20 protein-coding genes are annotated in these 21,181 nt (G+C 69.1%); 12 read left to right on the top strand and 8 right to left on the bottom strand.

The window, feature by feature from the left end; all coding sequences use genetic code 11:
* Positions 1–40 precede the first annotated feature (40 nt).
* The 4 genes from ACFVRO_RS13265 to ACFVRO_RS13250 all read left to right on the top strand — a co-directional run bounded on the left by ACFVRO_RS13265 (position 41) and on the right by ACFVRO_RS13250 (position 4,135).
* Positions 41–1,267 (top strand): LLM class flavin-dependent oxidoreductase, encoded by a 1,227-nt coding sequence (locus ACFVRO_RS13265; protein WP_386953038.1) that lies wholly within the window; start codon positions 41–43, stop codon positions 1,265–1,267.
* 1 nt (position 1,268) lies between these two features.
* Complete coding sequence (locus ACFVRO_RS13260) at positions 1,269–1,916, top strand: FMN reductase (protein WP_105676615.1); 648 nt, start codon at positions 1,269–1,271, stop codon at positions 1,914–1,916.
* Positions 1,917–1,970: 54 nt separating this feature from the next.
* Positions 1,971–3,323: an FAD-binding oxidoreductase gene (locus ACFVRO_RS13255; RefSeq protein WP_386953036.1), complete on the top strand. Its 1,353-nt coding sequence runs from the start codon at positions 1,971–1,973 to the stop codon at positions 3,321–3,323.
* A gap of 62 nt (positions 3,324–3,385) precedes the next feature.
* Entirely contained in the window at positions 3,386–4,135 is a 750-nt protein-coding gene (locus ACFVRO_RS13250) for an SDR family oxidoreductase (protein ID WP_386953035.1), read from the top strand.
* Between the two features lie 133 nt (positions 4,136–4,268).
* On the opposite strand, the gene ACFVRO_RS13245 is transcribed toward ACFVRO_RS13250, so the two are convergent.
* Positions 4,269–5,258: a hypothetical protein gene (locus tag ACFVRO_RS13245; RefSeq protein WP_386953032.1), complete on the bottom strand. Its 990-nt coding sequence runs from the start codon at positions 5,256–5,258 to the stop codon at positions 4,269–4,271.
* Positions 5,259–5,333: 75 nt separating this feature from the next.
* Between ACFVRO_RS13245 and ACFVRO_RS13240 the strand changes: the two genes are divergently transcribed.
* Entirely contained in the window at positions 5,334–6,086 is a 753-nt protein-coding gene (locus tag ACFVRO_RS13240; RefSeq protein WP_386953030.1) for a hypothetical protein, read from the top strand.
* A gap of 123 nt (positions 6,087–6,209) precedes the next feature.
* Here the strand turns inward: ACFVRO_RS13240 and ACFVRO_RS13235 are convergent, their stop codons facing one another.
* On the bottom strand, positions 6,210–6,905 hold the full coding sequence (locus ACFVRO_RS13235; RefSeq protein ID WP_386953027.1) for a response regulator: 696 nt from the start codon (positions 6,903–6,905) through the stop codon (positions 6,210–6,212).
* The gene (locus ACFVRO_RS13230) at positions 6,902–8,176 is read right to left on the bottom strand and encodes an ATP-binding protein (RefSeq protein ID WP_386953024.1); all 1,275 of its coding nucleotides are present in this window, start codon (positions 8,174–8,176) and stop codon (positions 6,902–6,904) included. Before ACFVRO_RS13230 ends, ACFVRO_RS13235 begins: the two co-directional genes overlap by 4 nt.
* Positions 8,177–8,322: 146 nt before the next feature.
* Between ACFVRO_RS13230 and ACFVRO_RS13225 the strand changes: the two genes are divergently transcribed.
* Complete coding sequence (locus tag ACFVRO_RS13225) at positions 8,323–9,762, top strand: cation:dicarboxylate symporter family transporter (protein WP_386953021.1); 1,440 nt, start codon at positions 8,323–8,325, stop codon at positions 9,760–9,762.
* A gap of 54 nt (positions 9,763–9,816) precedes the next feature.
* Here ACFVRO_RS13225 and ACFVRO_RS13220 read toward each other — a convergent pair whose 3' ends face one another.
* Complete coding sequence (locus ACFVRO_RS13220) at positions 9,817–9,993, bottom strand: DUF5302 domain-containing protein (protein ID WP_181155964.1); 177 nt, start codon at positions 9,991–9,993, stop codon at positions 9,817–9,819.
* Between the two features lie 38 nt (positions 9,994–10,031).
* Positions 10,032–10,604, bottom strand: a complete 573-nt coding sequence (locus tag ACFVRO_RS13215) for a DedA family protein (protein ID WP_258132707.1) — start codon at positions 10,602–10,604, stop codon at positions 10,032–10,034.
* 154 nt (positions 10,605–10,758) lie between these two features.
* On the opposite strand from ACFVRO_RS13215, the gene ACFVRO_RS13210 reads away from it, so the two are divergent.
* Positions 10,759–12,684: a GDSL-type esterase/lipase family protein gene (locus tag ACFVRO_RS13210; RefSeq protein ID WP_386953018.1), complete on the top strand. Its 1,926-nt coding sequence runs from the start codon at positions 10,759–10,761 to the stop codon at positions 12,682–12,684.
* Positions 12,685–12,724: 40 nt separating this feature from the next.
* Here the strand turns inward: ACFVRO_RS13210 and ACFVRO_RS13205 are convergent, their stop codons facing one another.
* Complete coding sequence (locus tag ACFVRO_RS13205; RefSeq protein WP_386953016.1) at positions 12,725–14,035, bottom strand: UDP-glucose dehydrogenase family protein; 1,311 nt, start codon at positions 14,033–14,035, stop codon at positions 12,725–12,727.
* 361 nt (positions 14,036–14,396) lie between these two features.
* Here ACFVRO_RS13205 and ACFVRO_RS13200 point away from each other — a divergent pair, with 361 nt between their 5' ends.
* The 3 genes from ACFVRO_RS13200 (at position 14,397) to ACFVRO_RS13190 (ending at position 18,600) form a co-directional block, all read left to right on the top strand.
* Complete coding sequence (locus ACFVRO_RS13200) at positions 14,397–16,673, top strand: polyribonucleotide nucleotidyltransferase (RefSeq protein WP_386953013.1); 2,277 nt, start codon at positions 14,397–14,399, stop codon at positions 16,671–16,673.
* Positions 16,674–16,889: 216 nt separating this feature from the next.
* The gene (locus ACFVRO_RS13195) at positions 16,890–17,918 is read left to right on the top strand and encodes an aldo/keto reductase (RefSeq protein ID WP_341942378.1); all 1,029 of its coding nucleotides are present in this window, start codon (positions 16,890–16,892) and stop codon (positions 17,916–17,918) included.
* Positions 17,919–17,997: 79 nt separating this feature from the next.
* Complete coding sequence (locus ACFVRO_RS13190) at positions 17,998–18,600, top strand: histidine phosphatase family protein (RefSeq protein WP_386953010.1); 603 nt, start codon at positions 17,998–18,000, stop codon at positions 18,598–18,600.
* A 13-nt stretch (positions 18,601–18,613) separates the two neighbouring features.
* On the opposite strand, the gene ACFVRO_RS13185 is transcribed toward ACFVRO_RS13190, so the two are convergent.
* Positions 18,614–19,483 (bottom strand): hypothetical protein, encoded by an 870-nt coding sequence (locus ACFVRO_RS13185; protein WP_386953008.1) that lies wholly within the window; start codon positions 19,481–19,483, stop codon positions 18,614–18,616.
* A 78-nt stretch (positions 19,484–19,561) separates the two neighbouring features.
* Between ACFVRO_RS13185 and dapB the strand changes: the two genes are divergently transcribed.
* Positions 19,562–20,302, top strand: a complete 741-nt coding sequence (gene dapB / locus ACFVRO_RS13180; RefSeq protein WP_386953005.1) for a 4-hydroxy-tetrahydrodipicolinate reductase — start codon at positions 19,562–19,564, stop codon at positions 20,300–20,302.
* Positions 20,299–20,736 (top strand): hypothetical protein, encoded by a 438-nt coding sequence (locus ACFVRO_RS13175; RefSeq protein ID WP_341942377.1) that lies wholly within the window; start codon positions 20,299–20,301, stop codon positions 20,734–20,736. The genes dapB and ACFVRO_RS13175 overlap by 4 nt, the downstream gene beginning before the upstream one ends.
* Here the strand turns inward: ACFVRO_RS13175 and ACFVRO_RS13170 are convergent, their stop codons facing one another.
* Complete coding sequence (locus tag ACFVRO_RS13170; RefSeq protein ID WP_105676601.1) at positions 20,737–21,162, bottom strand: OsmC family protein; 426 nt, start codon at positions 21,160–21,162, stop codon at positions 20,737–20,739.
* Positions 21,163–21,181 lie beyond the last annotated feature (19 nt).

Here is a 21,181-nt window from a genome sequence, read left to right as displayed (position 1 = left end):
ACGGATGCCGAGTCGTCCGCTTCGGAGAGCACGGAGAATCATGAGCGAGCAGTCAGGCGCACAGGCGATGCAGTTCGGCATCATGTCGGTCAGCGACATCACCCGCGACCCCACCACCGGCGTCACGCCCAGCGAGCAGGAGCGGATCGCGGCCACGATGACGATCGCCAAGCACGCGGAGGAGGTCGGTCTCGACGTCTTCGCGATCGGCGAGCACCACAACCCGCCGTTCTGGTCGTCCAGCCCCACCACGTTCCTCGCCGCGCTCGCGGCGCAGACCGAGCGTCTCATCGTGTCCACGTCGACGACGCTCATCACCACGAACGACCCCGTGCGCATCGCCGAGGAGTACGCGATGCTGCAGCACGTGTCCGGCGGACGCATGGACCTCATGCTCGGCCGAGGCAACACCGGCCCCGTGTACCCCTGGTTCGGGCAGGACATCCGTCAGGGCCTTCCTCTGGCGATCGAGAACTACGCCCTGCTGCACAAGCTGTGGCGCGAGGACGTCGTCGACTGGGAGGGCAAGTTCCGCACGCCGCTGCAGGGCTTCACCTCGACGCCGCGCCCGCTGGACGGCATCGCCCCCTTCGTGTGGCACGGCTCCATCCGCACCCCGGAGATCGCCGAGCAGGCCGCGTACTACGGCGACGGCTTCTTCGCGAACAACATTTTCTGGCCCAAGGAGCACTACCAGCGACTGATCGAGCTGTACCGCCAGCGCTACGCGCACTACGGACACGGCACACCCGAGCAGGCGATCGTCGGGCTCGGCGGCCAGGTGTTCATGGCGGCGAAGTCGCAGGACGCGGTGACGCAGTTCCGCCCGTACTTCGACAACGCCCCCGTGTACGGCCACGGCCCGAGCCTCGAGGACTTCAGCGAGATGACCCCGCTCACCGTCGGCTCGCCGCAGCAGGTGATCGACCGCTACGCCGCGATGCGCGAGCACTACGGCGACTACCAGCGTCAGCTCTTCCTCATCGACCACGCGGGGCTGCCGCTGAAGACCGTGCTCGAGCAGCTCGACATCCTCGGCTCCGAGGTCGTCCCTGTGCTCCGCAGGGAGCTCGCGAAGGACCGCCCGGAGTCGGTGCCCGACGCCCCGACCCACGCCGCGCGCGTCACGGCGGTGTACGGCGACGGCCCGACCCGCCAGGCGCGCCCCGGTGCGAACCGCGGCGACAACCTCACCGGCGACTCGCCCTATCAGGACAGCCCGGCGCCCGCCGGCTCCGCGTTCGGCCTCGGCCGGAAGGAGGCGTGAGATGACCACCACGCGTCGCATCGCCGTCGTCTCGGCCGGGCTCTCCAACCCCTCGTCCACGCGGATGCTGGCGGATCGCCTCGCCGCCGAGACCGTGAAGGCGCTCGCCGCGCACGACATCGAGGCGAGCATCGACGTGATCGAGCTGCGCGACTACGCGCACGACATCACGAACAACATGCTCACGGGCTTCGCCCCGCCGGCGCTGGAGACGGCGATCAACACGGTCGTGTCCGCCGACGCGCTGATCGCCGTGACGCCGATCTTCTCGACGAGCTATTCGGGTCTGTTCAAGTCGTTCATCGACGTGCTCGATCCCGATTCCCTGACGGGGAAGCCGGTCCTCATCGGTGCGAACGCGGGGACGGCGCGGCACTCCCTCGCGATCGACTACGCGATCCGTCCGCTGTTCGCCTACCTCCACGCGGATGCCGTCTCCACCGGCGTGTTCGCCGCCTCCAGCGACTGGGGCGGTGCGGGTGACGACGTCGCCCCGCTCGCCAAGCGCGTGGAGAAGGGCGCACGTGAGCTCGCAGATGCGGTCGCCGCTCGGGACACGGCCGAGGCGGCCGACCCGTTCGACCCCGCGACCTACCTGGGCGAAGGGCGTTCCTTCGGCCACATGCTGGGCGGTCTCGCGGGGGAGTGAGCGGCAGGGGCAGGCGCCGTCGACAATGTCCGTGGGGCATCGTACGGTGGCGTCATGCCCCTTTCCTCTGCACTCGAGTCCGTCCGCGCCGGCGTGAACGGCGCGCTCGTCCTGCCGTCCGATGACGGCTTCGACGCCCAGCGCCGGCCGTGGAACCTGGCGGTCGAGCAGCGTCCGGAAGGCGTGGCCGCGCCGGCCGATGTCGCCGATCTGCGGGCTCTGCTGCGCATGGCCGAAGACACCGGTGTGCGCCTCGCGGTGCAGCCGAGCGGGCACGGCGCGTCCGGAGACCTCGCGGGCGCCGTGATCGTCCGGATGGGCGCGTTCGACGCGCTCGACGTCGATCTCGGCGCCGGCGTCGTCCGCGTGGGCAGCGGAGTTCGATGGGGAGTCGTCGTCGATGCCCTGGAGGGCACCGGCTGGTCGGCGCCCGCAGGCACGAGCCCCGTCGTCACGGTCGCGGGCTACACGCTCGGCGGAGGCCATTCCTGGTTCAGTCGAACGGCAGGCCTGGGATCCGACGGTCTCCGTGCGGCGTGGATCCTGCGCCCGGACGGCACGCACGGGCGCGTCGACGACGACAGCGACCCCGAGTTGATGTGGGCGCTGCGCGGCGCGGGCGGCATCGTCGGGATCGTCACGGCGCTCGAGATCGACCTCGTCCGCACCCCTGACCTGTGGGGCAGCGGGCTGACCTTCGACGTCGCGGATGCCGCAGCAGTCATGCGAGCGGTGCGCGACCTCGCCGCGACCGCGCCCTCCTCGCTCAACGTCTTCATGAACTCGATGCGGATGCCCGATGCTCCGCAGCTGCCGGAGGAGATCCGCGGGCGCAGCTTCCTCACTGTGCAGGCGCTGTCCACCGATGGCGCCGCAGAGGGGCTGATCGACGGCATCCGCCGTGCTGGCACCGTGCGCAGGGAGGTGTCCGGTCCGACGTCGCCCGCCACTCTCGCTGCGGGGTCGAACGAACCGACCGATCCCACGCCTGGTCGGGGCGCCTCCGCGGCGCTCACGGACCTCGACGACAGCACGATCGACGAGCTGCTGGCCTTCCGCGAGCTGCCGGAGCAGTGGCCCATCATCGGCATCGACATCCGGATGCTCGGAGGGGCTCTCGCACGTCCTCGTCGGTCCGGACTGGCCTCGCTCGAATCGGCCGGCTGGCTGCTGCACGCGCTCTCGCCGCTGTTCCCTGGCGCGCCGAGGGAGCCGGGAGATGCCAGCATCGCGGGGTTCCGCGACCTTCTCGCTCCGGTCGCCGCCGGGCGCACGATCCCGACGTTCCTCACCCCGGGGCAGACGCTCGATCTCTGCGCCACACCGGAGGAGATCGAGCGCCTCAGAGCACTTCGCGCCGAGGTCGATCCGAACGGACTCCTGCACGAAGGGCGGCTGCCCCGCTGATGTCGCCCGCTCTCGGGGTAGCGTCGTAACCGACATCACCCACCAGCTTCGGATGGAGAGCCATGGAGATCGCAGTCGCAGGCGGAACCGGCATCGCAGGATCCGAGGTCGTGAAGATCGCTCAGCAGCGTGGTCACCGAGTCCGCGTCCTCACGCGTGGCAACGGCGTCGATGTGCGCTCAGGGGCCGGACTCGATGAGGCGCTGTCCGGCGCGGACGTCGTGATCGACGTGCTCAGCACCTCGACGCAGAGCGCCCGTGCGGCCACGGAGTTCTTCACAGAGACCTCCTCGCACCTCCTCGCGGCAGGACACCGTTCCGGGGTGGGGCACCATCTCGCGTTGTCGATCGTCGGCGTCGATCGGGCGCCCCACGGCTACTACGCCGGAAAGCTCGCTCAGGAGCAGACGGTCCGCTCGGGGCAGGTGCCGTGGACGATCCAGAGAGCGACGCAGTTCCACGACTTCGCCGCACAGACCTACCGCAATGCGACACTCGGACCGCTGCATCTCGCCCTGAGGATGCGCACGCAGCCGATCGCGATCGTGGAGGTCGCGACGCGGCTCGTCGACCTCGCCGAGGCAGGACCGTCGGAGCGGGCACGGGACATCGCGGGCCCGCAGGAGGAGCAGCTCGTCGACATGATGCGCTCCTGGGCCGCGCACGCAGGCAGGAGCGGCTGGATGCCGGCGCTCTCGCTCCCTGGAGCCTTCGGGCGTGCGATCCGCGACGGCAGCATCCTCCCGGATGCGGATGCCGACCTCGGCACCGTGACCTTCGCCGACTGGCTCAACGCGCAGCCCCGCGGCTGACGGCGACGCACCGGGGCCACGCGAGGGAGCGCTCCGTCGTGCCACTCAGCATGCCCAGAGAAGTTCCAGACAGCACGAAGGCGTCGTGGGCGGCAGGCGTTGCCGCCCTGCCACACGCCGGCTGTTCACAACGTCATGAGGAAGCAACCTTTTCAGGCGGGTGACGGATATCACCCGCCAATGTGTCGGCGAACAGCAGCATCGCATCCATCTGGGTGAGGAAATGATGACCAGCGGGCAGCCCGTCGAGAACCATCACCGTCTCCTCCACGCGAAGACGCGGCGCGATCCTCGCTGAGAGCACTGCGACATCTGCCGCAAGACATACGGTGCTGTCGATTCCACGCCAGACTCGAATGACGTCGAGTCCCGCATCGACCCGTTCCAGCGAGGATGCGAGGCTCTTCCGCATACCCAGCGCTGAAACGAGCGCATATTTGCCCTGACGGCGGAATCGCTTGAGTCGTCGATCAACTGCAGCGGCGTGCGAGCTGCTCTTCTCGAACGGCAACGTCGGCGGCCATCCGCGCTGCGCGTTCGCGGCCACGTACTGATCGCGTCGCGATTCCTCAATCGTCCGAAGGAGCTTTCCTTGCCGAAGGAGCCCACGCCATCCCATGTCCACGCAGTTCGTCGGCTCGACGAGTGTGAGCGAGCGGCACGGAATCAGACCGGCGATCGCGGCACTGAACTGCGCGCCGAGGGACTCGCCCACCAGATGAAGCTCAGCTGGCAGACCTCCGAGCACATCGTCTATGGCAGACAACTGAAGGGAGGCGGCGGGGCGGTAGTCGCCGCCGATCTGCGCGAGCAGCACATCGGCACGAACCGAGGATGCGCCTGCACTGACCGGGTCCGCCTCGTCCAAGGTGATGCCCGGAGACTCCACTCCCACCACGGTGCGGTTCGTTCTCGCGGCAAGAATCTCCATGCGATCCAGGGCCAGTCGATCGATTCGATAGTCGTACGGCATCGGGAACACGATCGCAGATGTTCGTTCCGGCGCCTTCGGACTCGTCACCGACACGTTGAATCCATGGCGCGATGCAGGAATCCAGCGGGTTACGGTGCTGCGCGCCTCTATGCCGGGTCGCGGGTGGGGCAGGCTGCGGACTGTTCGCATGCCAGTAGTATTCTCCATGCGAGACCGCGCCACCCGTGGTTTCGCCGCGAACAAGGCAGCCGAAGGGCGGGGATTTTGATCGACGACGAAGCGGTCGGCGGGACGGATGCGTTCGACGACCGGAACAAGAACTCCATTCAGTTCTGGCAGCGTGAGGCGCACTACTACCAGGTTCGCGCCGGCGGCCAGGGAGCGGCGGCAATCAGGCTCGTCTCGCTCGCGGGACTTGTCGTCGGCGCCGCCGCCGCTCTCGCCTCGAGGGGGCAGAGCACACCTTTCCTGTGGGGAATGCTCATCGTTCCCGTCGTCATACTGCTCATCTTTGCGGTCATCGTCCGGCACTTTCACGAGATGAACATCTTGCGGGCATACTTCGCTTACGCCGAGCTGCAACTGGGCAAGCTCACGTCGAGCAACCCCTTGTATGAGGCCTGGATTCCCTGGGATGCCTACGTGGAAAAGCTGCCCCGCCATGCTCCCCTGATCGTTCCTTCGGAGTCGGGCCAAAGACGACCGCAACAGCTGATCGTCGGTGCGCACCACGATGCGCCCGTTCTCATCACCATTGTCTGGGCGGTGTCGGTTCTTCTGATCGGGGTCGTTGGGGTCGTAGCCCTCCCCTTGTGGATTCTCACGCAGCTGGGTGCTCCCCTGGAAGTGATCCTGTTGGTTGCGGGTTCCGCCGCGCTTCTCTTGTTCGCCGCAGTTCTCGCAATGGTTCGGGAGAATCCACGCCACGCGCGTCAGATGCGCGATGTTCTGGCATCAAGAGAGCTTCAGGATCACCTGAATGCGGACGGACCTGTTGGAGACGCAGACAGCGCCTAGGGCGTTCACGCATTTGGTCGGTGAGGAACCGCGGGAAGCAGGAATCCATACAGCCATGGGAAGCCTGCGACCCGACACGTTCTCCATGAGGGTGGGCAGGAGCGCAAGCAGGACGTTCGAGTGTCAGCTGACGTCGGGCCGGTTCCGGCTCCACGCGTACTCGGTCTCCGGGCGCCCGCGCGTTCCGTAGCGCGCGGCTTTGGCGACGACTCCCTCCGCGACGAGGTGTTCGAGGTAGCGCCGCGTGGCGACGCGCGACATTCCCAGGGCGTCTGCGGCCTCGGTCGCCGACAGCGGGCCGGTCGAACGCAGAATCGTGGCGACACGGTCGAGGGTGCCGCCGGACAGCCCTTTCGGGAGCGCGATTCTGCCGGTGGTCCGCCCGAGCAGGGCGTCGATCTCCGCCTGGGTCGCCTCCCCGTCGGTCGTACGGGCCTGATCGCGATGCTCGCGGTACGCGGTGAGGCGTTCGGCGAACACCGCGAACGGGAAGGGCTTGACCAGGTACTGGAACACCCCGAGCGCGGCCATCTGCCGCACGGTCTCCGCGTCGCGCACGGCGGTGATGGCGATCACATCGATCGCGGCGGAACGAGCGCGGAGCGTGCGCAGCACATCCAGACCCGTGCCGTCCGGCATCGTGATGTCCAGGAGCACGAGATCGAACGCGCGCTCGGGCGGCTGATCGAGCACCGCGGCGAGGGCCGCACGGGCTCCGGTGCACTCGCCGCCGACGACGAAACCCTCCAGGCGCTCCACGTAGGTGCGGTGCAGTTCGAGCGTCAGGGCGTCGTCGTCGACGATCAGCGTACGGATCACGACCTTCTCCTGCCTGCGGCGGGGAGCGTGACGCGGAAGGTCGTCGGATCGTCGAGGATCTCCACGGTGCCCCCGGCATCCGTCACGACCGAGCGGACGAGAGCGAGTCCGACGCCGCGCCCCTGGGCGTCGGCGAGCTTCGTGGAGAAGCCGTGCTCGAAGATCCTCTCCCTGATCTCGGTCGGCACTCCTGCGCCGCTGTCGGCGACGTCGAGCACGATCCCACCGGCGTCGGACGTGCTCAGCGACACCTCGACCCATCGGTCTTCCGCCGCGGAGGCCGCGTCCATCGCGTTGTCGATGAGGTTGCCGAGCACGGACACGCTGTCCACCGTCGACAGCGGCGACCGCGGGGCCTCCGGTTCGATGTGCACCCGCCAGTCGATGCCGCGCTCCTTCGCCTGCGAGGCCTTGCCGAGCAGGAGTGCGCCCACCGCCGGATCCCCGTGGCGGCGCGCCGTGACCTGGTCGACCAGCGACTGACTCTGCCGGGAGGTCTCGGTGAGGATGTCGATCGCCTCGCCGGTGCGCCCCAGCTCCAGCAGCGCGACAGCGGTGTGCATCCGGTTTCCATGCTCGTGCGTCTGCGCCCGCAGCGCCTCGCCCAGGGTGCGGATCGACTCGTACGATGACACGGCGTCGCGGACCGTGCCCGGCGGCAGGTCACCGGCGATGCGCCGGGTGAAGCGCCGAGCGGCCCAGGCTCCGAGCGCGCCGATCGCCACGAGCAGAAGCGTGATCGCCAGCGAGAGGGGGAGTCGTCGCACGAGCGTCACGGAGATCGTCTCTGTCGTCACCCCCGCGGAGACCCAGCCCCTCAGCACGCCGTCGGCGTCGATCACGGGGACGATCGTCCGGACCGAAGGGCCGAGCGTGCCGGTGAAGGTCTCGGTGAGCGGGGCGGGCTGCTCGGGGATCGTGCCGAGATAGCGTCCGCCGATCTGCGACAGGTCGGGATGGGTGATGCGGATGCCGTCGGTCGTCATGATCGTGACGAAGTCCAGCCCGGCGGAATCGATGACGGAGAGCGCGTACGGCTCGAGGGCGGCGGTCGCCGCGTCCGCATCGTCGTCTCGGAGGGCGCTCGACACCGCACCGGATGCGGCGATCGCCGCCGCGGTGGCCCCGGTCACGCGCTCGGCCTCCGCCTGCACGGCGCGCTGCGTCTCCGCCACGAGGAACCCGGCGACGAGGATTCCGATCACCGCCGCGGCTGAGATGAGGACGAGGAAGACGCGGGTGGCGGCGCTGAGCGTGCGGCGCTGCGTCATCGGCATCCTCCGGTCTTCGTCGGCCTGGTCGTGACCAATACGACCACAAATGGCGCCCGTCTGTGAAGTCGGCGACGGTGATGTCACGCCCCGCGACGACGCGGGGAGACGCATGACACGACGACGTTCATGACCGAGGAGGACACATGGCCATCACGACCGGATTCACACTGCCGGGATTCCACTGGCGACGCGGAAAGCAGGCCTGGGACCGGCACACCTGGCTGTACGTGTCGGTGATCATCGCCGTCGTTCTCGGCGCGGTGGTCGGGCTCGTCTGGCCGGAGTTCGCACAGGCGCTGGAGCCCATCGGGAAGGGTTTCGTCTCGCTGATCAAGATGATGATCGCCCCCATCATCTTCTGCACGATCGTGATCGGCATCGGCTCGATCGCGAAGGCGGCCACCGTCGGCAAGATCGGCGGGCTCGCGCTCGGCTACTTCCTGGTGATGTCGACGTTCGCCCTGGCCATCGGCCTCGTCGTCGGCAACATCATCCACCCCGGCGAGGGCCTGAACATGGCGGGGGCGACCTATGACGCCACCACGACCGAGGCGAAGACCACTCAGGAGTTCGTGCTCGGCATCATCCCGCCCACCTTCTTCGCGGCGTTCACGGGGGAGAGCGTGCTCCAGGTGCTGTTCATCGCTCTCCTGGTCGGGTTCGCGCTGCAGGGGCTCGGCGAGCGCGGTGCCGGCATCATGGACGCCGTCAAGCAGCTGCAGAAGCTGGTGTTCCGCATCCTCGGGATGATCCTGTGGCTCGCCCCGCTCGGCGCCTTCGGCGCCATCGCCGCCGTCGTCGGCAAGACGGGGATCGCGGCGATCTGGAGCCTCGGCGTGCTGATGGTGGCGTTCTACATCACGTGCATCGTGTTCATCGTCGTCGTGCTCGGTGCTCTGCTGTGGGCCGTGACGAGGGTCAACATCTTCAGCCTGATGAAGTACCTGGCTCGGGAGTACCTGCTGATCGTCGGCACCTCGTCCTCGGAGTCGGCGCTGCCCCGCCTCATCGCCAAGATGGAGCACGTCGGCGTCTCCAAGCCGGTCGTCGGCATCACCGTCCCCACCGGCTACTCGTTCAACCTCGACGGCACGGCGATCTACCTGACGATGGCGTCGCTGTTCATCGCCACGGGTATGGGGCAGCCGATGTCGATCGGCGAGCAGATCGGCCTGCTGGTGTTCATGATCATCGCGAGCAAGGGGGCTGCGGGCGTCACCGGAGCCGGCCTCGCGACTCTCGCCGGAGGACTGCAGGCCTACCGTCCCGACCTCGTCGACGGCGTGGGCGTGATCGTCGGGATCGACCGGTTCATGTCGGAGGGACGCGCGCTGACGAACTTCACGGGCAACGCGGTCGCGACGCTCCTCATCGGCACCTGGACCCGCCAGATCGATCGCGATCGTGTGCGGCAGGTGCTCGGCGGCGAGCTGCCGTTCGATGAGTCGGTGCTCGACGGAGTGGACGCTCACGGAGATGCTCCCGCACCTCAGGCCGCCGATCTGACCGAGCTCAACGATGCCGCCGTGGCCGAGATGTCGGCGAAGGAGGAGAGGGCGAGAGCACGCGCCTCCCAGGGCTGAGCGGGCGGTGAGGGATGCGGGAGCCGGTGGAAGCCGGTTCCCGCATCCGTGTGGTCAACCGCTCTTGCGTCGGAACTCGCGCCGCGTCTGCGGGGCGGGCGCGCCATGGACGGCGGAGTCGCCGTCGAGGTGGGCCTCGCCCTGCCGGTGGTGCGCGTTCTTCTTCTCGAGCGCTTCCTTGAACTTGCGCTTCATGTCCTCGGTCGAGGACGCGCCTTCTTCGGTGCTCATGTCCGCCAGCCTAGGGCACGCCCCCGCCGGTCGGCTGTTCACTTCCGCAGTCTGCGGGTCGACAGGTCGATCGCCGCGCCGAGCCCGACGGCGACGGCGATCGAGACGAGCACCGCCACCACGGGGCCGCCGGGGATGAGCGTGGCCACGATCGCCCCGACCGAGGCCTGATAGGCGGCCCACCCCAGTGCGGCGAGGAAGACGAGGGCCAGGTAGCGGGGAGGGTGGATGCGCGAGGCCCCTGCCACGAGATTGATCGCGAGTCGGGCGAAGGGCACGAACCTCGCCGTGAAGAGCACCGTGGCCGTTCCCGTGTCGAGCCGGCGCCGCGCCCACGCGAGAGCCTGCTGCACCCTGGCGGTGCGCATCCACCGCCAGCGCTCCGTGCCGACCGTGCGCCCGATCAGATAGCAGGCGGCGTCTCCGGCCGCGGCGGCGATCCCCGCGCAGCCGATCACCGCCCAGAGGGGAGGGGTACCGGACGACGCGGAGATCGCACCGAGCGCGGTGACGGCGATCTCCCCGGGGATCACCACGAAGAAGGCGTCGCCCAGGACGAGGAGGCTCATCACGGCGAGGGCCCACGGGGTGGAGAGCAGATCGAGCGGCACGGCTCCAGAGTGCGCGGCTCAGGTGAACGGCAACCAACGGCGGGATAGCCGGTGACGGGCGCTCCAGCATCCGGTGAACATCTGGTGCCCGGAGCTGTTTCGGGCGCCGAGGCCCTCGAGACGACGGCATCCTGAGCGTGTGAGAGTCGCGATCGTGACAGAGTCCTTCCTTCCGCACATGAACGGTGTCACCGGATCCGTGCTGCAGATCCTGAGGCACCTCGAGCGCACGGGCCATGAGGCGCACGTGATCGCACCGGATGCCGTCGGCATCCCCGACACCGTGCACGGAGCGATCGTCGAGCCGATCCCCAGCCTCCCGCTGCCCGGCTATCGCAACGTCAGAGTGGGCACGTCCCCGGCGCACCGCGTCGCGGCATCCCTGCGCCGGTTCCAGCCGGACGTCGTGCATCTGGCCTCGCCGTTCGCCCTGGGGTGGCGCGGAGTGCTCGCGGCCGAGCGTCTGGGCATCGCCTCGGTCGCCGCCTACCAGACCGATGTCGCCGCGTACACGGAGCGCTACCGGATCGCCGCCACCACCGGCATCGCCCAGACGCACATCGCGCGGCTGCACCGCAGGGCCACGCTCACGCTCGCGCCATCGGCGGATTCAGCCCACCAGCTCGCGACGCTCGGCGTCGACAGGGTGCGGCGCTGGGGGAGAGGGGTGGATGCCGAGCGTTTCCAGCCGCTGCGACGCGACCCTGCCCTGCGGGGGTCCTGGGGTGCGGAGACCGTGATCGGCTACGTGGGCAGGCTCGCCCCGGAGAAGCAGGTCGAGGACCTCGTCGCGCTGCGCGGGATCCCCGGCACCCGACTGGTGATCGTCGGCGACGGTCCGAGCAGACAGCGGCTGCAGTCTCTGCTCCCCGAGGCGCTGTTCCTCGGCCATCTCGACGGCGATGCGCTCGCCGCGGCGCTGGCCTCGTTCGACGTCTTCGTGCACCCGGGGGAGAGCGAGACGTTCGGACAGACCCTTCAGGAGGCCCACGCGAGCGGCGTCCCCGTCGTCGCCACGGGGCGCGGCGGCCCCCTCGACCTCGTGCGCATGGGCATCGACGGATGGCTCTACCGACCCGGCGACCTCGACGATCTGCGGATGCGCGTGGCCGATCTCGCCGGCGACGTCCGCAAGCGCAGAGCCTTCGGGGAAGCGGGGCACGAGGCCGTGCAGGGGCGCAGCTGGGCCGGCGTATGCGACCAGCTGCTCTCGCACTTCGACGACGCGATGCTCCTGGGGGCGGTGGACCGTGGTCTACGCGCTCGCCGCGTGGTCAGGCCGGAGCGGGCGACGCCGGCCCCGCAGACGCGCTGGCGGCGCTACGTCGCCCTCGGCGACTCCCTGACCGAGGGGCTGTGCGATCCGGCGCCCGACGGCGCGCTGCGGGGCTGGGCGGATCGCCTCGCACTGCTGCTCGCGGCCCGCGGTGGACTGCACTACGCGAACCTCGCGATCCGTTCGAAGCGGGTGTCGGACGTGTGCGGCCCCCAGCTGGAGCGAGCGCTGCAGCTCCGCCCAGACCTCGTGTCGATCCTCGTCGGGGCGAACGACCTGGTGAAGCCGAACGTCGACGTCCCGGCCCTGGCACGACGGGTCGAGGACGCGGTGGAGCGCCTCAGAGCGTGCGGCGCGGACGTGGTGCTCGTCACCCCCTTCCTCCCCGGACGCCGCGCGGCGGCGATCTACACGCGACGGTTCGCCGCCTTCGCGACCGCGCTGAGCGGAGTCGCCGCGCGCACGGGTGCGATCCTCATCGACACCGATCTGCATCCGTCGCTGCGAGACCGGCCCAACTGGGGCGAGGACCTCGTGCACCTCAGCAGCAGAGGGCACCGGTTCCTCGCGTACCGAGCCGGTGAGGTGCTCGGCGTGCCGCACGCGGAGGCGCTCGGAACGCTCGACGCCGCCCTGCACGAGCACGAGCCGATCGGTGCAGGAGTCTGGTGGCGCCGCCACGCGCTGCCCTGGGTCTGGCGTCGGCTGCACGGCCGCGCCGCGGGAGACGGCAGGTCGGCGAAGCACGACGACTACGTGTACCTCGGACGCTCGTCCGTGCAGAGCGCGGTGGAGGTGCGCTGACCACTGCCCCGCGGCACGTGCTCGCGGGGCAGTGGTCTCGCTAGCGGCGGCCCATGCCGTGGTATGTCCACCCGGCGGCGCGCCATGCGGCCGAGTCGAGGCAGTTGCGACCGTCGATGACGATGCGCTTCGAGACCAGTGCGCCGGCGTGTTCAGGAGTGAGATCGCGGCGGTACTCGTCCCATTCGGTCACGATGACGACCGCATCGGCGTCTCGAAGGGCCTCGTCCCTCTCTCGCGTGTAGGAGAGCTGCGGATGCACGGAGGCGGCGTTCTCGGTCGCGGCGGGGTCGGTGACGATCACGTCCGCGCCGAGACCCCGCAGGCGCACGGCGACGTCCAGCGCAGGGGAGTCGCGGATGTCGTCGCTGAACGGCTTGAAGGCCGCTCCGAGCACGGCGATGCGGGCGCCGAACACGAGCCCGCCCAGGGCATCGACCACGAGCCGGACGGCGCGTTCGCGTCGCCGCAGATTGATCGCGTCCACCTCGTGCAGGAAGCCCACGGCCTCGCGGCGGCCCAGCTCCTCCGCGCGTGCGGCGAAGGCCCTGATGTCCTTGGGCAGGCAGCCTCCGCCGAACCCGATGCCCGAGCCGAGGTAGCGTCGCCCGATCCGCGTGTCGTGGCCGAGCGCGTCGGCGAGAAGCGCCACATCCGCGCCGGCGGCCTCCGCGATCTCCGCCATCGCGTTGATGAAGGAGATCTTCGTGGCGAGGAACGCGTTGGCGGCTCCCTTGACCAGCTCGGCGGTGGCGAGATCCGTCACGAGGAACGGCGTCCCGGCATCCACGGCGGGGCGGTACACCTCCCGGAGCCGATCGGCGGCGCTCTCCCCGTCTGCGCCGTCCGGCACTCCCGCCACGATGCGGTCGGGCGAGATGGTGTCGTGCACGGCCCATCCCTCGCGCAGGAACTCCGGATTCCACACCACGGTGGCCCCGGTCTCCGCGACCTTCGCGGCGAGGCGGGTCGCGGTGCCGACGGGGACGGTGGACTTGCCGGCGAGCACGTCCCCGGCTCGGAGGTGCGGGAGGAGCGAGTCGACCGCGGCATCCACGAACCTCAGGTCGGCGGCCTGCCCACCAGCGACCTGCGGGGTGCCGACGGCGAGGAAGTGCACGGCGGAGCCTGCGGCATCCGCCATCCGCGCGCTGAAGCGCAGGCGCCCTGACGCGAGTCCCTCCTGCAGCAGCTCGGTCAGCTGCGGTTCGAAGAAGGGGACGACGCCGTCGGAGAGAGAGGAGATCTTCCGCTCGTCGACGTCGATGCCGATGACGTCGTGTCCGATCGAGGCCATCGCCGCGGCGTGCACGGCACCGAGGTACCCGCAGCCGATCACTGACATGCGCATGGGTACAGACCAGCGGATGCCGGCCACGCCGCGGCGTCCGCCGCCTGAACGGTCGATGACCGGGGAGTGTCCGATCCGCGATGCCCCCGGCGCCACGTCGGAATCCGCCCCTCGCTGGTAGGGTGGGGGAGTTGACGTGTGTCAACCCCACAACTTCATATCGACTCATGGAGCGATCGGCGGAGAAGCTGGTCCCCTGTGGTGGGTTCCTCGGCGATCGTCGGGTGGCTTTCTACTGGTGGCCAGCGCAGGCGACATTCGCGGGAGTGCCCGCGCGCCCGAACCCTGCCCTTCCGCTCCTTCATGAACACGCTCGCGCGTCATACGGATTCGCGAGTCTAAACAAAGAAGGAGAGACCTCTTGGAAGGTCCTGAAATCACCGCCACCGAGGCCGTTCTCGACAACGGCCGCTTCGGCACCCGCACCATCCGCTTCGAGACCGGCCGCCTCGCGCAGCAGGCTCAGGGCGCAGTCGCCGCGTACCTCGACGGCGAGACCATGCTCCTCTCGGCCACCAGCGCAGGCAAGCACCCGCGCGAGGGCTTCGACTTCTTCCCGCTGACGGTCGACGTCGAGGAGCGCTCCTACGCCGCCGGCAAGATCCCCGGCTCGTTCTTCCGTCGCGAGGGCCGCCCCTCCACCGAGGCGATCCTGGTCTGCCGTCTGATCGACCGCCCGCTGCGTCCGTCGTTCGTCGACGGCCTGCGCAACGAGGTCCAGATCGTCATCACCGTCCTGTCGATCGCTCCCGGCGAGTTCTACGACGCTCTGGCGATCAACGCGGCCTCCGCGTCGACCCAGATCTCGGGTCTGCCGTTCTCCGGCCCCGTCGCCGGTGTGCGCCTCGCGTTCATCCCGGGTCACGGCGAGCACGCCGACCAGTGGGTCGCGTTCCCGACCGCCGAGCAGGTGTCCGAGGCCGTGTTCGACCTGATCGTCGCCGGTCGTGTCGTCACCAAGTCCGATGGCACGGAAGACGTCGCCATCATGATGGTCGAGGCTGAGGCCACCGAGGGCAGCTGGAACCTCATCAAGGCCGGCGCCACCAAGCCGAACGAGGAGATCGTGGCCCAGGGCCTCGAGGCCTCGAAGCCGTTCATCGCGCAGCTCGTCAAGGCTCAGGCCGAGCTCGCCGCCACGGCGTCGAAGGAGCCGGGCGTGTACCCGGTCTTCCCCCCGTACGCCGACGAGGTCCTCGACTTCGTCTCCGAGCGCGCGTTCGCCGAGCTCACCGACGTGTACCAGATCGCTGACAAGGTCGAGCGCCAGAACGCCGACGACGCGATCAAGGACCGCGTCAAGGCCGAGCTCGCCGCAGCGGTCGAGGCGGGCATGCTGCCCGAGTCGGCACTGGGTGAGTTCTCCGCCGCCTACAAGTCGGTCACGAAGAAGATCGTCCGCGGTCGCATCCTGACCGAGAGCGTCCGCATCGACGGTCGCGGCCTGGCGGACATCCGTCCGCTCGACGCCGAGGTGCAGGTCATCCCGCGCGTCCACGGCTCCGCGATCTTCCAGCGCGGTGAGACCCAGATCCTGGGCGTCACCACGCTGAACATGCTCAAGATGGAGCAGCAGATCGACTCGCTGTCGCCCACCACGAGCAAGCGCTACATGCACCACTACAACTTCCCGCCCTACTCGACCGGTGAGACCGGCCGCGTGGGTTCGCCGAAGCGTCGCGAGATCGGGCACGGCTTCCTCGCCGAGCGCGCCCTCGTGCCGGTGCTGCCGAGCCGCGAGGAGTTCCCCTACGCGATCCGTCAGGTCTCCGAGGCGCTGAGCTCCAACGGCTCCACGTCGATGGGCTCCGTCTGCGCGTCGACCCTGTCGCTGCTGAACGCGGGTGTGCCGCTGCGCGCCCCCGTCGCCGGCATCGCGATGGGCCTCGTGTCCGACGAGGTCGACGGTGAGACCCGCTACGCGGCGCTCACCGACATCCTCGGCGCCGAGGACGCCCTGGGCGACATGGACTTCAAGGTCGCCGGAACCAGCGAGTTCGTCACGGCGATCCAGCTCGACACGAAGCTCGACGGCATCCCGTCGTCGGTGCTGGCGGGCGCGCTGACCCAGGCGCGCGACGCGCGCCTGACGATCCTCAACGTCCTCAACGCCGCGATCGACGCGCCCGACGAGATGGCGCCCACCGCGCCCCGCGTCATCAGCGTGCAGATCCCCGTCGACAAGATCGGCGAGCTGATCGGCCCGAAGGGCAAGACGATCAACGCGATCCAGGACGAGACCGGCGCGCAGATCTCCATCGAGGAGGACGGCACCGTCTACATCGGCGCGACCGACGGCCCCTCGGCCGAGGCCGCCCGCGCCCAGGTCAACGCGATCGCCAACCCCACCAACCCGGAGGTCGGCGAGCAGTTCCTCGGCACCGTCGTGAAGATCGCCACGTTCGGCGCCTTCATCTCGCTGCTCCCGGGCAAGGACGGCCTGCTGCACGTCACCGAGGTGCGCAAGCTCGCCGGTGGCAAGCGCGTCGAGAACGTCGATGACGTCCTCTCGGTCGGCCAGAAGATCCTCGTGAAGATCACGAAGATCGACGACCGCGGCAAGCTCTCGCTCGAGCCCGTGCTCGACGACGCTCCGGCAGCCGACGCGGCTCCTGCGGAGGACGCCGCCGCCGAGTAAGCATCGATGCTCGCACGGAACCCGGCTCCTCCCTCGCGGAGGGGCCGGGTTCCGTCGTATTCGATGTGACCAAAACGTTACGGGAAGTTTCCGCGGCGTTCGCCGGAATGGACGGCCCGTTCCCAGATGTCGCTTACCCTCGAAGTACGCACCGGGGGGTGCACACACAAGCAGTGACGCAGGTCGGAACGCACCGATCGACGCGGGGGTGAAAGTATGCGGTTGTTCAGCGTAGGCGCAGGGGCGCCGGTCGAGCGTGCACAGCACGAGACCGCTGAGCACCCGTCCGCGCCCATTCCGATCGTCGGCCCAGGCGTCGGCGAGAACATTCGCGTCGCGCTCGGCGAGACGGGCTTCGAGACGTTCCCCCTCATGCTCGGAGCCGCCGAGTTCGGCTGGAATGTCGATCTCGAGACCAGCCACGGCATCCTCGACCGCTACATCGAGTTCGGCGGCAACGCGATCCACACCGCCGACGGGTTCTCCGGCGGCCGCAGCGAGCACATCATCGGCCAGTGGCTGCGTTCTCGCGGGCTCCGCGACCGCACCCTGCTGAGCGTCCGCATCGGCGCTCACGCCGACAACCCGGGTCTCGGTTCGGTGAACCTGGTGCGCGCCGTGGAGGGTTCGCTCACGCGACTCGGCGTCGAGCGCATCGACGTGCTGTACCTCGACGCCACGCTCGACGTCACGACCAACCTCGAAGACACGCTCGCCACGGTGGAGTGGCTCGTCGAGGCCGGGAAGATCGGCTCGGTCGGCGCCTTCGGCTTCTCGCCGGAGCGCCTCGTCGAAGCGCGCATCCTCGCCTCCGCAGGCTATCCGCGCATCGAGGTCATCGATGCGCCGTACAACCTCGTCCGCCGTCAGCCGTTCGAGGGCGACCTGCGTCTGGTTGCCGGCGCGCAGAACCTGGCGGTCACGCCATCGCACGCGCTGGAGCACGGCTTCCTGTCCGGTCGCCACCGCAGCAAGGCGCTCGCATCCCAGGGGGTTCGGGGCGAGCAGCTGAGGAGCCACCTCAACCGTCGGGGCATCAAGATCCTGCGGGCGCTCGACCAGGTCGCGACCGAGCTGTCGGTGCCCGTCGCCGCCGTCTCGATCGCCTGGCTGCTCGCTCAGCGCACCATCGCGGCGCCGATCGTGAACACCTTCGCGACCGATCACGTCGACGAGCTCATGCAGGGCGCAGGGGTCACGCTGTCCCGCGCGCAGGTCGCCGACCTCACTCGCGCGGGCAACTGAGCGTCGTCACGCGACCGTCACATACCTGGCATATGGTGGAGTGAAGCCCGGCAGATGCTGGCGATGAAGCGAGCGAGTTGTGACGCACTACATATATCTGGTCAGACACGGTGAACATCAGGATGCCGAGCACGGCCTCGCCGACGGACCCCTCTCGCCCAGGGGGCAGCGTCAGGCGGAGCTGATCGCCGACCGCCTCTCCGGGCTCCCTCTCGACGCGGTGTGGCATTCGCCGCTGCTGCGGGCGAACGAGACGGCGCGTGCGGTCGCCGAGCGCCTCCCGTCCGTCGATCCCGAGCCGACGGCGCTGCTCTTCGACTGCGTACCCACCGGCATGACGGAGGAGACGCCTGCGGCGTTCGAGCCCTTCTTCGGCTCGGTCACCGAGGCGGAGATCGAGGCGGGCGGTGCGCAGATGGCCGACGCGGTCAACGAGTTCCTCGTGCGCAAGACCGGTGACGTGCACGAGGTGCTCATCACGCACAACTTCGTGATCTCCTGGTTCGTCCGGGAGGTGCTGGGCGCGCCCGAGTGGCGCTGGATGACCCTCAATCAGGCTCACTGCGGGCTCACCGTGATCGCTCAGAAGCAGGGGCGTCCCTGGACGCTCCTCGCGCACAACGACACCGGGCACCTCCCGGTGGAGCTCCGCACGGGCATCCCCGACGGCATGCCCGTCTGAGCAGGACGAGCGCTCAGCCCTCGACGATGCGAAGCGCGATCAGGCGGATTTCCTCGTCGTGTGAGCGCACAGATCTTCGGAGAACGGTGCCAGCGAGATCGAGGTCATCATCGATCTCCGCAAGGCGATTCAGGTGCTCCGAGGTGCTTTCGTGGTGGAACCTCTGGTGCGCCCAACGAGTCAGCTCCCGCGAAGTGATCGCACCGCGCAGAAGCTCCCGGCAGATGAATCGACTCGCCAGGATCTCGTCGCCCTCGTCCAATGCGGCGTGGAGCTCGAGCTCGTCGACGACCTGTTCGATCAGACGGTCGATCTCGAAGGCGTTCTCGTCCGAAGTAAGGCCCGCGAGCTGGGCCACTGCCAGACCGTCCGCACCTTCCAAGAGGGCATCGGTTGCGGCATCCGCAAGTCGCTGACGACCGTCCCGAGCATCGATTCGCCACCAGGCGATAGCCTCGACGAGCGACAGATGCGCGCGTCCGGGGCCGACTGCATCCTCCGGCTTCTCTGCGTCGTCGATGCCGCTCGGAGGAGCGACGGATTCGGCGCGAGCCGCATGGAGATCCTCAACGTCCAGCCATTCGAAGTCGTAGCGGCCACTGCGACCGGAGTCACGACTGATCACGTCGAGGAATCCGGACTTCATCTCGGTGACGGCGGTGAACGGGGGGTAGTCTTCGGTTTCGGGCTCGCGACTGCCGTCCGCCCAGACCACGGTGTACCAGATCCACCACTGACGACGGAACGGCGAGGAAGGCGACCAGAACCAGCTGCGCGTGGTGAAGACGTGGCCGCAGTTCACTCCGTCGCGTGTGAGCACGCCGACGCCGTCATCGAACGGATCGAGCGACGGGTCCGCATGCGGAGGCCGGATCAGGGGCACTCTCACAACCTATCCGACGTCGAGGCCTTCGCCCCCCCTCGCGCGCATCCGCCGTTCTCACCGAAATAGACTGGACCCATGACCCAGCACGTTGCACTCGTCGGCGGAACCGGAAAGCTCGGGAAGATCATCCACGCGGTGATCGACGAGCTCGACGGGATCGAGGTGAGCCGCGTGCTGACGTCGTCGAGCGACCTCTCGGAGATGGACGGCGCCGATCTCGTCATCGACGCGACGACGCCCCAGATCAGCATCGACGTCGTGCGCGCAGCGGTCGAACGCGGCATCAACGTGCTCGTCGCCACCTCCGGCTGGTCGGCGGAGCGCATCGCTCTCGTCCGTCCGCTCGTCGAGGCCGCGGGGACGGGAGCCGTGTTCATCCCGAACTTCTCGCTGGGGTCGGTGCTGGGCTCGGCTCTCGCCGCGGCGGCCGCCCCGTTCTTCGGCTCGGCCGAGATCATCGAGGCTCACCACGCCTCGAAGATCGATTCCCCCAGCGGCACCGCCGTGCGCACGGCGGAGCTGATCGCCGCTGCGCGTGCGGAGCAGGGGCCGGTGAGTGCCCCGCACGCCGACCAGCGCGCCCGCGGCCAGCAGGTCGGCAGCGTGCCGATCCACTCGCTGCGGCGCCCCGGGGTCATCGCGAAGCAGGAGGTCATCCTCTCCGGACCGGGGGAGTCGCTGACGTTCACGCACGACACCGTCGACTCCGCTCTCGCCTACGCCCCCGGCATCCGCCTGGCCGTGCCGCATGCGTTGACCGCGACCGGCGTGGTCGTGGGGCTGGAGAACATGATCGACATCGGCATCCGATCATGATGTCGCGTATCGGCGTCGCCGTGATGGGCGCCTGCCTGGCGCTGTATCTCGTCGTCGTGGGGCAGCGCGCCATCGTCATGCTGATGACGGGCGAGCCCATCGCCATCGCGATCGGCGTCGCGCTCCTGGTGATGCCGCTGATCGGCGCGTGGGCGCTCTATCGCGAGACGCGCTTCGGGTTCGCCGCTGATCGGCTGGGTCGTGCGCTCGACGCCGAGGGCGGGATGCCGGAGGCGGAGGGCGAGGTCAGCGCGAGCGGACGTCTGCCCCGCGAGGACGTGGAGCCGATGATCGCGAAGTACACCGCGGCCGCTGAGGAGGCGCCGGACGACTGGCGTGCACGCTATCGGCTCGGTGTGGTGCAGGATGCCGCCGGGCGCCGCAAGGACGCCCGGGCCAGCATCCGCGAGGCGATCCGCCTCGAACGCGCCTGATCAGGCGAGCGTCGCCTCGAGGGTGATCTCGATGCCTGCGAGCGCCTGAGAGACCGGGCAGCCGACCTTGGCGCCCTCGGCGATCTCCTGGAACTGCTCGGGGGTGAGCCCCGGCACGGAGGCGTTCACGTTGAGGTGGCTGCCGGTGATGCCGGTGCCGGGCTTGAAGGTGACCGACGCGCTCGTGTTCACGCGCTCCGGCGGGGTGCCGTTCTCGGCGAGGGCGTGCGAGAGCGCCATGCTGAAGCAGGACGCATGGGCGGCCGCGATGAGCTCCTCCGGCGTGGTGGTGGTGTCGCTGCCTTCGCTGCGGGCCTTCCAGTCGATCGGGAAGGTTCCCAGGTTCGACGACGAGAACGCGACGGTGCCCGAGCCTTCCATGAGCGATCCGGTCCAGGTGCTGGTGGCTTCGCTGGTGACGGGCATGGTGACCTCCGGTTCTCGC

Source organism: Microbacterium sp. NPDC057944, assembly GCF_042887445.1.
GTDB lineage: Bacteria > Actinomycetota > Actinomycetes > Actinomycetales > Microbacteriaceae > Microbacterium > Microbacterium natoriense.
Note: the sequence above shows the minus strand (reverse complement) of the source record. Positions and strands in the feature narration are given on the sequence as shown.

Bases quoted from the DNA above. Each gene is read 5' to 3' on its own strand.
- ACFVRO_RS13250 (WP_386953035.1), top strand. From the start codon at position 3,386: ATGGAGATCGCAGTCGCAGGCGGAACCGGCATCGCAGGATCCGAGGTC.
- dapB (WP_386953005.1), top strand. From the start codon at position 19,562: ATGACCCAGCACGTTGCACTCGTCGGCGGAACCGGAAAGCTCGGGAAG.
- ACFVRO_RS13255 (WP_386953036.1), top strand. From the start codon at position 1,971: ATGCCCCTTTCCTCTGCACTCGAGTCCGTCCGCGCCGGCGTGAACGGC.
- ACFVRO_RS13205 (WP_386953016.1), bottom strand. From the start codon at position 14,035: ATGCGCATGTCAGTGATCGGCTGCGGGTACCTCGGTGCCGTGCACGCC.
- ACFVRO_RS13265 (WP_386953038.1), top strand. From the start codon at position 41: ATGAGCGAGCAGTCAGGCGCACAGGCGATGCAGTTCGGCATCATGTCG.
- ACFVRO_RS13175 (WP_341942377.1), top strand. From the start codon at position 20,299: ATGATGTCGCGTATCGGCGTCGCCGTGATGGGCGCCTGCCTGGCGCTG.
- ACFVRO_RS13260 (WP_105676615.1), top strand. From the start codon at position 1,269: ATGACCACCACGCGTCGCATCGCCGTCGTCTCGGCCGGGCTCTCCAAC.
- ACFVRO_RS13220 (WP_181155964.1), bottom strand. From the start codon at position 9,993: ATGAGCACCGAAGAAGGCGCGTCCTCGACCGAGGACATGAAGCGCAAG.
- ACFVRO_RS13230 (WP_386953024.1), bottom strand. From the start codon at position 8,176: ATGACGCAGCGCCGCACGCTCAGCGCCGCCACCCGCGTCTTCCTCGTC.
- ACFVRO_RS13195 (WP_341942378.1), top strand. From the start codon at position 16,890: ATGCGGTTGTTCAGCGTAGGCGCAGGGGCGCCGGTCGAGCGTGCACAG.
- ACFVRO_RS13245 (WP_386953032.1), bottom strand. From the start codon at position 5,258: ATGCGAACAGTCCGCAGCCTGCCCCACCCGCGACCCGGCATAGAGGCG.
- ACFVRO_RS13225 (WP_386953021.1), top strand. From the start codon at position 8,323: ATGGCCATCACGACCGGATTCACACTGCCGGGATTCCACTGGCGACGC.
- ACFVRO_RS13170 (WP_105676601.1), bottom strand. From the start codon at position 21,162: ATGCCCGTCACCAGCGAAGCCACCAGCACCTGGACCGGATCGCTCATG.